The 13,302-nt window shown below is 39.9% G+C and carries 12 protein-coding genes; 7 read left to right on the forward strand and 5 right to left on the reverse strand.

Annotated features, from left to right (window positions below; genetic code table 11):
• Positions 1-3 precede the first annotated feature (3 nt).
• Positions 4-825 (forward strand): TatD family hydrolase, encoded by an 822-nt coding sequence (locus G0029_RS02375; protein ID WP_180106320.1) that lies wholly within the window; start codon positions 4-6, stop codon positions 823-825.
• A gap of 151 nt (positions 826-976) precedes the next feature.
• Entirely contained in the window at positions 977-1,783 is an 807-nt protein-coding gene (locus tag G0029_RS02380) for an enoyl-ACP reductase (RefSeq protein ID WP_180024423.1), read from the forward strand.
• 151 nt (positions 1,784-1,934) lie between these two features.
• On the opposite strand, the gene secB is transcribed toward G0029_RS02380, so the two are convergent.
• From secB to rsgA, 4 genes are all read right to left on the reverse strand, one after another.
• The gene (secB, locus tag G0029_RS02385; protein ID WP_078189641.1) at positions 1,935-2,390 is read right to left on the reverse strand and encodes a protein-export chaperone SecB; all 456 of its coding nucleotides are present in this window, start codon (positions 2,388-2,390) and stop codon (positions 1,935-1,937) included.
• Positions 2,391-2,430: 40 nt separating this feature from the next.
• Positions 2,431-2,685 carry a glutaredoxin 3 gene (grxC, locus tag G0029_RS02390; protein WP_078189640.1) on the reverse strand — a complete coding sequence of 85 codons (255 nt, stop codon included), beginning with the start codon at positions 2,683-2,685 and terminating at the stop codon, positions 2,431-2,433.
• 20 nt (positions 2,686-2,705) lie between these two features.
• Positions 2,706-3,113 (reverse strand): rhodanese-like domain-containing protein, encoded by a 408-nt coding sequence (locus tag G0029_RS02395; RefSeq protein ID WP_078189639.1) that lies wholly within the window; start codon positions 3,111-3,113, stop codon positions 2,706-2,708.
• A 93-nt stretch (positions 3,114-3,206) separates the two neighbouring features.
• Positions 3,207-4,265 (reverse strand): ribosome small subunit-dependent GTPase A, encoded by a 1,059-nt coding sequence (rsgA, locus tag G0029_RS02400; RefSeq protein ID WP_078192688.1) that lies wholly within the window; start codon positions 4,263-4,265, stop codon positions 3,207-3,209.
• A 125-nt stretch (positions 4,266-4,390) separates the two neighbouring features.
• On the opposite strand from rsgA, the gene orn reads away from it, so the two are divergent.
• The gene (gene orn, locus G0029_RS02405) at positions 4,391-4,948 is read left to right on the forward strand and encodes an oligoribonuclease (RefSeq protein WP_067763591.1); all 558 of its coding nucleotides are present in this window, start codon (positions 4,391-4,393) and stop codon (positions 4,946-4,948) included.
• Positions 4,949-5,003: 55 nt separating this feature from the next.
• Here orn and G0029_RS02410 read toward each other — a convergent pair whose 3' ends face one another.
• Complete coding sequence (locus tag G0029_RS02410; protein ID WP_180024422.1) at positions 5,004-5,444, reverse strand: GNAT family N-acetyltransferase; 441 nt, start codon at positions 5,442-5,444, stop codon at positions 5,004-5,006.
• Between the two features lie 199 nt (positions 5,445-5,643).
• Here G0029_RS02410 and G0029_RS02415 point away from each other — a divergent pair, with 199 nt between their 5' ends.
• The 4 genes from G0029_RS02415 to G0029_RS02430 all read left to right on the forward strand — a co-directional run bounded on the left by G0029_RS02415 (position 5,644) and on the right by G0029_RS02430 (position 13,297).
• Entirely contained in the window at positions 5,644-6,414 is a 771-nt protein-coding gene (locus tag G0029_RS02415; RefSeq protein WP_180106321.1) for a ThiF family adenylyltransferase, read from the forward strand.
• Positions 6,415-6,529: 115 nt separating this feature from the next.
• Positions 6,530-8,344, forward strand: coding sequence for a tetratricopeptide repeat protein (locus tag G0029_RS02420; RefSeq protein WP_180109685.1), 1,815 nt, complete (start codon positions 6,530-6,532; stop codon positions 8,342-8,344).
• 236 nt (positions 8,345-8,580) lie between these two features.
• Entirely contained in the window at positions 8,581-11,361 is a 2,781-nt protein-coding gene (locus G0029_RS02425; RefSeq protein ID WP_180106323.1) for a type VI secretion system Vgr family protein, read from the forward strand.
• A 4-nt stretch (positions 11,362-11,365) separates the two neighbouring features.
• A complete protein-coding gene (locus tag G0029_RS02430) occupies positions 11,366-13,297 on the forward strand; it encodes a hypothetical protein (protein WP_180106324.1) in 1,932 nt (643 codons plus the stop codon).
• Positions 13,298-13,302 lie beyond the last annotated feature (5 nt).

Raw genomic sequence — 13,302 nt, forward strand, 5'->3', positions numbered from 1 at the left:
TCAATGACTTACTCATTGTTTGATACGCATACGCATTTTGATGTTCCCGATTTTGACGCTGATCGGGAACAGTTGGCGTATGCTGCCAAACAGGCGGGTGTCGATGCGTTAGTATTGATTGGTTTTGTACAGTCACGTTTTCAAGATTTGCTGCATACCCAAGAGTTTTTAGCTTGTTTATCCAATGTTCCAACAAGCTATTTAGCTCCCGGCTTACATCCGTTTTATATTGAGCAACACCGTACAGAACATTTGTTCGATGTGGAACAGATGCTAAAGCAGCATGATTGTGTTGCTGTGGGTGAAATAGGTTTAGATACCTTTTTGAAACAGCATAAGCAGCCTGAACTTTTTCAAAAGCAGCAGCAGTATTTTTCCGCACAACTTGAGTTAGCACAGCAGTTTGATAAACCAATATTGCTGCATATTCGTAAATCCCATGCGGAGGTGCTTTCGATGTTGAAAAAGCATCAATTTAAGCTCGGTGGTATTGCACATGCATTTAGTGGTGGTGTTGAAGAAGCGAAGGCATTTACCAAGCTAGGTTTTAAAATTGGTGTAACGGGGCAAATCACCAATCCCAATGCAAAAAAATTACATCAAGTGGTTCAGACTTTAGGGGCGGCACATTTGGTCTTAGAAACCGACTGTCCCGATATGACACCCTTATGTTGTCAGCATTCGACGGAAGGGCGTACCCGTAATACGCCGGTCAATTTGCCCTATGTCTTGCAGGGGTTAGCTCAGAGTTTAAATCGTACCGAATCTGAGATTGCAGATATATTATGGACTAATTCATTACAAGCATTGCATCTGGACGCTTAAGCGGCAACAAATATTGACGCCGCTTGATTGAATCTGATTTTATTCGCATCGTGCATGCAATGATGGTTTTCTAAAAAAAGGCGCATTATGCAATTTCTAAAATGCTTTAGACTTGGCATTATGCTGTTAAATTATTTTGAGTGAGTTTCACATGGCACAAGGACTATTGGCTGGCAAACGCTTTTTAATCGCGGGTATTGCAAGTAAGTTATCAATCGCATTTGGTATTGCGCAAGCTTTACATCGCGAAGGTGCAGAACTGGCTTTTACTTATCCAAACGAAAAATTAAAAAAACGTGTAGATGATTTTGCTGAACAATTTGGTTCAACTTTAGTTTTCCCATGTGATGTAGCAGTGGACGCTGAAATTGATACCGCTTTTGCTGAACTTGCTAAACATTGGGATGGTCTAGATGGTGTTGTGCATTCAATTGGTTTTGCACCGGCACATACTTTAGATGGCGATTTCACTGATATTACCGACCGTGAAGGTTTTAAAATTGCTCACGACATCAGCGCATATAGTTTTATTGCGATGGCTCGTGCGGCAAAACCTTTATTGGCTGCACGTCAAGGTTGCTTATTGACGCTGACTTACCAAGGTTCTGAACGCGTAATGCCAAACTATAACGTTATGGGTATGGCAAAAGCGTCACTAGAAGCAGGCGTACGTTATTTGGCAACAAGTCTTGGCACTGAAGGTATTCGTGTAAATGCGATTTCAGCAGGTCCGATTCGTACCTTAGCGGCTTCAGGGATTAAATCTTTCCGTAAAATGTTAGATCTAAATGAAAAAGTCGCACCACTTAAACGCAATGTAACTATTGAAGATGTCGGTAATGCAGCATTGTTCCTTTGCTCACCTTGGGCAAATGGTATTACAGGTGAAATTCTGTATGTTGATGCAGGCTTTAATACTGTAGGTATGAGCGCTGACTTAATGATGGATGCTGAGTAATTTGCTCCTCCCTTTTTAAAAGGGAGGGTGGGAGGGATTTTGTTAAGTAGAAGTAAATCCCCCTCATATCCCCTTTTAGTAAAGGGGGGGAAGCTAAAAAGCAATAAAAAAGACCGCAAAAGCGGTCTTTTTTAGATTTGAAGATAAGCGATTAAGCTTGGCCTTCAGCAGCAGTTTGTGCACGTTGCAAATTCGCTTCGAATTCAGCATCGAAGTTAATTGGTGTAAGCAATAATTGTGGGAAGCTGCCTTTAGTAACCATATCGTTCACAGCTTCACGTAGGAATGGGAACAAGATATTTGGGCAGTAAGCACCAAGAATGTAAGGAAGACGTTCTTCTTCAACGCTATCGATCAGGAAGATACCTGCTTGAGTAACGTCAACGATAAATGCAGTGTCACCCGCATTGTTCGCTTGAACGACAACTTTCAGTGAAACTTCGAAGTGTGTTGGATCAACTTTTTCTGCAGAAGAAGAAAGGTTGATATTTAGTTCAGGCTGCCATTCTTTAGTAAATACTTGAGCCCCAGGTACTTCGAAAGAAATATCTTTAGTATAAATACGCTCTAATGCCAATTGTGGTTGAGCTTGTTGTTCTTCACTCATTGTTTATTCCTTAATATGAGGTGACGATTTATGTTTAAAATTAAGATAGCATGCCGTCGAGTTTGCCTTCACGCTCTAAAGCATAAAGTTGGTCAAAACCGCCAATAAACTGATCATTAATAAAAATTTGAGGAACGGTACGGTGGTTGGTGCGTTGCATCAATTCAACACGTACTTCAGGCGCTTCATTTGATAAATTAATTTCTTTATAAGCCACGCCTTTACGCTCTAGGAGCTGTTTTGCACGAATGCAGTAAGGACATACAGTTGTTGAATAAATCGTAACTTCAGCCATGTTAATCTCCTAAGAAGCGCTTATTTGCTTTTAACTAGAGGTAAGCCTTGAGCTTTCCAGTTGCTAATGCCGCCGTCTAAACGGTATGCATCTGCATGACCGACTTGTTGCAATGCAGAACCTGCCACTTGACCAAGGTTACATACAAAAACCAACGGGCGATCAGAAGTTTTTAACTCTTCAATGTGTTTTGTAATTTGGCTATATGGAATATTACGGCTACCGCTAATATGACCTTCGCGGAAGTCTTTCGCATCACGTAAGTCAATCAATTGAGCATTTTTAGCTTTAACTAAAATCCCTAAAGATTGAGGTGAAATTTTGCGACCATTACGCTGGCCTTCAAGAATAAAGAACAGCACGACCAATACAGCCAGCGTTCCAAATAAGAAGGGGTGATTCCCCATAAATTCGAACCAACGTTCCACAATTCACCTAACTACAATTTTAAATTGCCAAGAGTATAGCCCATAAATATGGTGATCAAAATCACCCCTTCAAGGGCATGAACAGAATAAAAATTAATTTTTTTGCTGCGCTTCCGTGATTTCGTCGATCAGACGTAAATAACTGTCTAATCGGCGCGGTAAAATTTCGCCATTTTGAGCCGCCATTCTAAGCGCACATTGCTTTTCATGTTTATGCGTACAGTTACGGAACTGGCAATAGCCCAAATGTGACTCGATCTCAGGGAAACCTTGCTGAACTTTTTCCAATTCTAGGTGCCATAAACCAAATTCACGGATTCCTGGTGAATCAATCAATGCAGAACCTTCACCAAACGCAATTAAGCGCGTAGAGGTGGTGGTGTGCTGACCGAGCGCGGAGTTTTCCGAAATAATATTGGTTTTTTGCGCAGCATCCGGAACAATAGCATTAATTAAAGTGCTCTTACCAACCCCAGACTGACCTACAAATGCGACAGTTTCACCAGAAAGTCGAGCAGAAAGTGTGCTTAAGTCACCATCAGATTGAGTTTGCATGACCTCATAGCCCAAGTCACGATATTCTTGTAATAGCGTTAAGATCGGATCGTTGTCTTTAAGCAAGTCGGATTTATTTAAGACCAATAATGCTGGAATATCGGCATCTGCACAGGCCACCAAATAGCGGTCAATCAGGCCTGGTGCTGGCTCAGGAAGTGGTGCAAATACAATCACAATCAGGCTGACATTGGCTGCGACAGGTTTCACTTTGTGATAACGGTCAGGGCGTGTCAGTAAAGATTGGCGTGGATGAATCGCGGTAATAATCCCTAAACCTGTGATCGGGTCAGCTTGCCATTTGACACGGTCACCCGTCACCAATAATTCGAGATTGGTACGGGTATGGCAGCGCCAAACACTGCCTAATTCGATGGGTTTCCAATGGGGTTCAGGTTCACCAGCTTGCACAATAGGTTTTTCAGGATGTTGGTCGGGTGTAGACAGCGCTTGAACTTCAAGTTGACGACCATAATGTTGGACGACCAAGCCTTCCAAATCTGCAGAAGTATCGATTTCTTCCTGACGAGATTTATGTTGCTTCTGAATGCGACGTTGCTGCTGTTCAGTCAGTCGGCGCTTACGAATTAAAGCCATTCATATCCTAAAAAACCGTGAAAACTAGATGGCAAAAATAGCATGAAAGCAGGGTCTATTTACAGCGCAAGCCCAATAAATTTGCTACTATGTTCATTTTTACAGCCTAATAAGATTGCACATTTATGAGCAGCACACCTGATACACGCCTGATTTGGATTGACCTTGAAATGACAGGTCTAGATACAGATAACGACCAGATTATTGAAGTTGCAACAATTGTGACGGATGATAATTTAAATATTCTGGCGGAAGGGCCTGTGCTTGCGGTACATCAGTCTGACCGTGTGCTCAATGCAATGGATGAATGGAATACTCGCCAACATGGTCAATCGGGTCTGATCGAACGTGTACGTCGTAGTAAATTGACAGCACAAGATGCTGAACAGCAAACTTTAGAATTTTTGAAAAAATGGGTGAATCCAAAATCATCACCAATGTGTGGTAACTCAATTTGCCAAGATCGTCGTTTCTTGCATCGTTTAATGCCTGAAATGGAACAATACTTCCACTACCGTAATCTCGATGTATCATCAGTTAAAGAATTGGCGAAGCGCTGGCGTCCGGAAATTATGGGTGGATTGAAAAAGAATGCCTCACATTTAGCGATGGATGATATCCGTGACTCCATTGCAGAGCTTAAATACTACCGTGAATATTTCTTTATTATGAATAAAGACTAAGGTTGTAAGATCGAAAAGAGGCGAAAGCCTCTTTTTTTTATCCGAGATATTTTCTCTATCGTTGATAGATGTTGGCTTGATGAATCTCGAGAAAACTTGCAGGTTGAACCAAATCGGTAAAGCCAAATTGACGATATAAACCATGTGCATCCGCCGTCGCAAGCAACATGCGTCTTAGATCTGAGGAGCCACATTTTTCAAATAAAGTACTCACAATTAATTTTGAATAGCCTTTGCCTCGATGCTCATCGGCGACATAAATATCGGCTAAATAAGCAAAAGTTGCATAATCCGTAATGGCACGACCAAAACCGATGATTTCATCATCGAGAAGTAAGGCCACGGCCAAAGAGTTTTCAATCGCTTTTTTCACCACATGTTTTGGAATATCTTTTGACCAATAGGTATGGCTTAAAAAACGATGCACGGTGTCTAAATCCATTTCATTTTTGTCATCGGTAATTTTTAAATTATTTGGCAGAGGATGGATGTCCATGGCAATACACACTTGAGTTTTAGATTTATGGTTATACTTTTTAAAGCAGATCTCCGTTCGCTGTAAATGTTTATTTTGATGGATTTAGACCTGATGCGAATGCCGCTCTGTTGCGCTGACTGCTGAATTGCGTTTTATCAAAGAAAAAAAGCAGTGAATTTGCTAAAATGGCGGCTGATTTAACACTGCCTCCAAACCTATGACTGAACTGCTCCAAGATGATGAATATGACCGCCGTTTTGCTGGCGTAGCCAAAATATATAGTGATGAAGGTTTTCATCATTATGAAAAAAGTCATGTCATGGTGATTGGGATTGGTGGTGTAGGCTCATGGGCGGTCGAAGCTTTAGCGCGTACTGGTATTGGTGAGCTGACCTTGGTCGATATGGATGTGGTTGCTGCATCGAATATTAATCGACAATTGCCTGCCATGAGCACGACATTGGGACATGAAAAAATTGAAGTGATGGCAGAGCGCTGCCGTGGGATTAATCCCCGAATCAAAATAAATTTAATTGATGATTACTTAACACCTGAAAATGTGAAAGAAATATTAGCCGGCAATCCCGATTTAATTTTAGATTGTATTGATGACGTGAAAGCGAAATTCGCCCTCATGTTACATTGTCGTTTTAATAAAATTCCTTTGATTGTCTCGGGTGGTGCAGGCGGTAAACTTGATCCGCTGAAAATCCGAGTCGCAGATTTATCAAGAACAGAGCAAGACCCGATGTTGGCCAAATTGCGGACACAATTACGCGGCAAAGGAATTTGTAAAAAGCCGAAAGAAAAGTTTGGGATTACCTGTGTTTATTCGATTGATAATCCATTTTCCAGTGCTGATGTTTGTCCAAGTGCGGGCTTACGTTGTGGTGGATATGGTTCAGCAGTAGTCGTGACGTCCAGCTTTGCGATGGTGGCTGTGTCAGAGGTGCTCAAAAAACTTGATGCAAAACGAGCAAAAGCATGACAGCTATCTCATTTTGAAAAAAATAAAGCACCGAATTCGGTGCTTTTTTTGTATATAGAATTAAAATCAGACACAATGTTGGAATAATTAAAATATTGATTTTTTTGGGGCGAGTATGTGGTTTTTACTGATACTAATTTTGGGGATGGGAGCACTTGCGTTTTGGATGTGGAAAAGACCCGATCCAGTGAAACGCGATCAGGCTAAAGCGGTTGGGCATGACTTGTGGATAGACCAATTAGATGCACAGCTGAAATTTGCAGAACGTTTAATGCTTGATGCACCAACCGACTATGCGCGTGCCTATGAGTTGTATCAAAATTTGGCCAAACAGCATGAAATTCCGCAGGCCTATGTCGCTATGGGGCAGATGCATTTACAAGGCTTAGGCCGAGAAGTCAGTGTGGAAAATGCGCTGGCTTTATTGGAAAAAGCCAATAGTTTAGGTAGTGATGATGCTGCATATGTGTTGGGGCAAGTTGAAGAAGGTATCTATGGCGGTGTGCCCAATATTGAAAAAGCGCAATATTGGTATCGACATGCGATTTCACGCGGTCATTTGGATGCGCAATATCGACTCGCCGAATTAAATCCAGAAGATCAGACACATGCCGAGCAGCAACATTTAGATTTGTTGCAAAAAAATGCGGACAATGGACATGCCAATTCACAGTATCAATTGGCACAGTTCTATTTAAAACAAGCCACGCCAAATATTGCTCTGGGATTGGAATATTTACTGAAAGCTGCCCAACAAGATCATATGGCGGCTATTCAGCAATTGCAGCAGTTCTATGCTCAAGGAAAGTATCTTGCGCAAAATGATAAAAAGTCATTGCAATATTTAAAGCGAGGATTGCTACTCGGGCACCAGCAGCAGTTGTATGAATATTATCAAGCAGTATTGATGGGTAGAATCGATGTCGATCAGCGTCAGCGGGTTTATCATGATCTTTTGCAGCAGGCCAAAGAGCACAAAGTTGCTGCAGCCAGCCGATTATTAGGTATTGCACATTTTCATGGTTGGTACTTGGAGAAGCAGGAAACTTTAGGTTTTCGCTTTCTGACCGAAGCTGCTCAACTTAAAGATGCTGAAGCGATTAGTCTTATTGCCGCACTGTATTTTGAAAAGTATTTGGTTCGTGATGATCCGCAAAAAGCATTTGAGTTATATCAAACAGCGTATCAATTCAAACCATTATTCATTAACCAAGTTGGTTTGGCCCTATGCTATCTACATGGGGTCGGTGTTGAGCGAAATATCAAGCAAGCGCAGCAACTTTTAGTTGAAGCGGCAAGACACTTAAATGATATGTCCATTACTTGTGTCGCCGATCAGAATTATGTGATTGGACGTTTTTATGCATTGCCAGAATATCCTTTACCACATCGTGATCAGTGTCTGAGTTATCTGGAAAAAGCCGCAGAACAAGGTTCGCAGGATGCTGCTTGGTATCTCTACCGTTTAGCCGTGGACAATATCTTGCCTGATCTACAGTTTGATGAAGCTCAAACCCAGCGAGCATTGTTGAAGGCGGCGAAATTAGGCCATCCTGATGCACTTACGCAACTAGGTCTAGTTAATTTAAAAGGACAATGGGGAACACAAGATTTCCAACAAGCGTTGCAGTATTTGTCGCAAGCGGCGGGATTAGGAAATGTGACTGCCTTGTACCAGCTTGGTGAAATGTCAGAACATGGTTTAGGTGTACAGCAAGATTTAACCCAAGCACATAGCTATTATGCACAAGCGGCTCAGGGGATGAATGCTGCGGCGTTAACGCGATTGGGCTATTTATATATTCATGGCATGGGCGTAGAGCGTGATCTTAAAATTGCACAGCAATATTTGGAAAAAGCGGCCTTGCAAGGCTATGTCGAAGCACAAGAACAATTGGAGAATATTCACGCATTTTTAAATGCCAATTAATCGTGATGCAAGGCAGTAAGGTGGTATGAAGAGACCTGAAGTTTAGTTTGATGGTCTCTATATTTTTTTAATGCAGAAATAAATAGAGTAAAAATAACATAAAGAGTTGATGTGAAAATTTGAATTTTTACTTACATAAAACCCAACAAAGCAGGCAGTTTATGCCTAGAAAAATATGAGTTTTTTTGATTAAATACCCCGCATATTTTATAAAAATCTGATTTTAGATAATAACGATGCTGAACAATATTTATTCTGCACTTGAGAAATTGGGCATTAGTCCACAAAAACGTGCCTTGCATATTCAATTTTCCAATACCACGCTGAATGAACAAGTATTCTTGCAACGTATTGATGGGGAACATGCCTTAAGTGAAGGTTTGAATGTTCAGCTCATCTGTCTCTCAACTTCTGCCACGCTCGAACTGAAACAATTTATTGGCACGCAAGTCGCAATCGATCAGGTGACCGATGCTGGACAACTTTTCCGTATTACCGGGATCATTACAGAAGCATTTCAAGGCCAAAGTGATGGTGCATTAACGCTATATAAGTTGACCTTAGAAGATGCAACAGCATTATGGCATAAGCGTCGTAATAGCCGTGTGTTTATGAATAAATCGGTCAAAGATGTGGTCGAGATTATTTTTAAGGAATGGCAAAAAAAGAGCCCACTTTTTGCAGCGAGCTTAAGTTTGGACTTAAGTGGCTTAAAAAAAGAGTATGACGTTCGACCATTCATGATGCAAAGTAATGAAACCGACTATGATTTTATTACTCGCTTACTACGCAGTGAAGGCATTCATTGGTTGGTTGATGAAGCTCAATCTTTTGTAACATCGTCTGTGACACCCATAGCAGCTCAAAAGCTACGTTTGATTGATAATAATAGTCAATATCAAGCTTTGGAGCGACGTAATATCCGTTTTCATCGCAGTAGTGCGACTGAAAAAAATGACAGTATGACCAGTTTTATCGGTCAGCGCAGTCTGCAACCAACGTCGGTACATGTACAACGATGGCAAGCGGATGTGCTTGAACAGGACGAGGGTGGTGGTGCAGTACAAAGCAAGCATCTACATAGTCAAAATCAAGATAATGCGAGCTTAAGTTTAGAGCAGGCATGGCATGTGAGCCCTGCCTGGATACAAGATCTGAATGGTGAAGATGCTGCAACAGCTTCTAATAGTGCTCAAGTTGAACGTCTCAATCAAAATTTTAGTGATTATTATGCGGCTCAAGCCAAACAATTTATTGCTAAAAGTACCGTGCGTGATACACAAGTTGGTTACTGGTTCAAATTGGATGAGCATCCAGAGATTGACCAGCATCGTGGTGCCGATCAAGAATTTTTGATTTTATCCAAGTCTTTTTATAACCAAAATAATTTACCCAAAGACTTAACCGATCAAGTTACACAACTGATCCATCAAAGTCAGTGGCAAGTCAAACAAAGCGAGGCGGATGAACGCCAAGCCAATACCTTGGCTTTGCAACGTCGAAATATAACGACCGTCCCTGAATTTAATCCGCTCACACATCGACCAGTAACACATCCACAGCGTGCTAAAGTTGTGGGTCCTGCTGGTGAAGAAATCCATGTTGATGAATGGGGAAGGATAAAAGTCCGTTTCCTATTTACCCGTTCCGATGATCATGGTCATGATGGTGGTGCAGGTGCGAACAATAATGACACAGACTCGGCTTGGGTTGATGTGTTGACCCCTTGGGCCGGCGAAGGTTATGGTGCACGCTTCTTACCTCGAGTGGGTGAAATAGTCGTCGTTGATTTCTTTGATGGTAACATTGACCGACCTTTTGTCGTGGGTCGTATTCATGAAGCGCAGCGTAGTCCCACTAAATTTGACAATAAAGGACAATTACCAGATACCAAAAAACTTGCGGGAATTCGCTCCAAAGAAGTGGCGGGAGAGGGTTTTGGTCAATTACGCTTTGATGACACTACAGGACAGATCTCGACCCAACTGCAAAACAGCCACGGGACAACACAACTGAATTTGGGGCATTTAAGCCATCCTAAAGAAAAGGCTGAGAGTGAAAGTCGGGGTGAAGGTTTTGAGCTGCGGACCGATCAATGGGGGGCAGTACGAGCTGGACAAGGTTTATTACTTTCGACCCATAAGCAGAATCAAGCATGTGGGGTGCATTTGAATGCCAATGAAGCTCATACTCAAATCGAAAGCGCATTGAATAATGCTAAAGGGCTGAGTGATGTAGCGAAAAACCAACAGACCGACCCTCTTGAAGTATTGGAGAGTCTTCAAGCCTTTATTGAGATATTAAGTCAGGATGATCAACAAAAAGCTGCCGAGTTTAAATCGGCCATTATGGTCTTGGCCTCACCCAATTCGATTGCTTTAAGCAGTAATGAAGATATGCATGTATCTGCAAATGGTCAAATCAGCCAAACTGCAGGCGATAGTATGAATATTTCCACGCAAAAATCCTTAATTGGCCATGCAGGAAAAAAAATCAGTTTATTTGCAGCACAAGAAGGATTGAGAGCATTTGCAGGTAAGGGGAAGGTTGAGATTCAGGCGCAAGGTGATGGTGCAGACCTCATTGCACGTAAAGGCATTCAAATTATTTCTACTGAAGATACGGTTTATATTACCAGTCCTAAAGAGATTAATTTAACTGCGGGTGGTTCGCAGATTAAAATAAATGGTTCAGGTGTATTTCCAACTACTGGTGGAAAATTTGAGGCAAAAGCGGGGCAGCATTTATTTAAGGGTGGAGAAAACATTGCAGTTGATGTACCTAGTTTTCCTGAAGTAGTGACAAAGGGTTTCACCAAAAAATTCATTGCGAAAAATGAAATGGGTAAACCTATAGCAAATATTAAGTATATGGCATTTTTTGAAAATGGTGATATTGAAACTGGTAAAACAAATAGCAAAGGTGAAACTAAGTTGTTCCAGACAGATACACAACAAAAAATATTTATACATTTCGATACTAAGTTTGATTCAAACATAAAATTTAATGAAGAGTAAAAATATGTCATTTACAGCAAAATTTATAATTAGATATCGACATCAAGCAGGTCATTGGGCAAATTTTGATGGAGCAAAATATAGAATAGTTGCAGCAAGTGGTAAAGTACTTAAGGAAAACCTAATAACTTCAAGTGCTGGTGAAACAATTGTAATTTCAACTGAAAAATCAGAAGATGTGCGTGTGGAGTTATTTAATCTAAAAACTAATACGTATGATATTCCGACCTTTGCGGTTAAAAATTGTACTGAGAATACACGTGAAAAAACGAGTACAAAATTCGTAAATGTTGAGAAAGGATATATCCAAGTCAAGTTTACAGCACCAAAAGCTATTAACTTAGATAAGAATCTTAAATATCATTTTGAATTTAAGCCTACGGGTGAAAAAGGGATAGTAACTCTTTCAAATCGGTTAAAAAGTGGTTTGACTAACACTTATACTACAGAACCGTCTGATTTATTAGATGGTGGCTATCCTAAGCAAGTTAAAGCAAAATTTACAAAGCTATTTACTGATGTTAGTCCATTAGCGAGAGTTCATCTGAAAGTTGTCAAAAAAGATAGTAAAGAGTCAAATGAGATTTCTACTACTTTTGCACCTAGAGTTATTCCTATTGGTTCTAAATTCCATTATAGGGAAATATCATTAGAAAAGGTATTTTGGGAAGATAAGTCAGAAGTAGCAGTTAAAGAAAGTAAAACAATAGCACAAAGATTGACTGAATATAGGAAAGTAATTGTTAGCATCAGTAGATCTGCGGGAACAACATATCAAATTGAACGCAAAGATTTAGGAGAGCTGATTGCTCCGAGTTTAAATCCTCAAAATGCAATAACATGGCAAGATGGTAAAGAAATAACAATTCGTATACCAAAGAAATTTAAGGGTGTCTTAATTATAAAAAACTTTAAATCTAAAAAGACAATAGCAATAATTAATGTAGCAAAGTTTCCAAATGAAAATGACACAATATCATTTGGACAGAGTAAATTTGAATTACCTAAACCACCTTCTAGCGGGGCAAAGAAGTTGATGGAAGATGCACAAAAAGGTATAACAGATGCACCACAACAGAAGGCAGAATTTCTAACATATACTATTTCTACAAATTGTAATGATCAAAGATTTAGAGAAAAGTATGCATTGGAAGATTTAAAAACCTGTAGTGATAAAGAGTTTGCAATTATTGTAAATGCAATTTTTACGAATTTTGTATGGGATAATGGAATTGTTCCAGTATTTTCAGCAGCAACTACTGGAGCACGAGACGCTGCAAAGAATGCATTTAGAGATGATTATATTAATAAGTATTTAATTCCTTTCTTTAAAAATATAGGTGTTGCTGCTAAAGATATTTTAATAGCAACAAAAATGCAAAATAAAACATTAATGATATTGTTTTTAGGGCTTTCACATTTGCGTTTTAAAATGAATATGAATGCAATTCGTCACTTAAAAAAGACTATGTTTATGAATAATATACCAGTTAAGGAGCCTATTACTTGGAAATCTATTAAAACAGGTGCTGTAATAGGTTTTTTTATAGTAGCTACATCTGAGGTGATAGAACACTTAACTTCAGATAAAGCGAATAAGGATTGGACAAATTTAATAGGTACATTAATTGGTGTAGGAGTGAAAGCGATTATTGGTACAATATTGACTACTTTAGTTACCGCATTTATATTAGCCCCTTTTTTTGGTGCTGCAGCTCCTTTTATTGCAGTATTAACTGTAGGTCTTCTCGTTGGTTTTGCAATAGGGTTTCTTTTAGACTCTTTAGATAGTTATTATTTAAATTTTAGTGGAGGAATAAAATATCTTTTAAATAGGGTGCAGGATAGTGTTACTCCAAGTATTAAAAGGTTAATTGAAAGTATAAGTAAACTTGTAGGGGTTAATTATACTATTCCAAACTGGTTGATAAACTGAGTGAA

It is taken from the genome of Acinetobacter sp. YH12138, from assembly GCF_015218525.1.
GTDB classification, from domain to species: Bacteria; Pseudomonadota; Gammaproteobacteria; order Pseudomonadales; family Moraxellaceae; genus Acinetobacter; species Acinetobacter amyesii.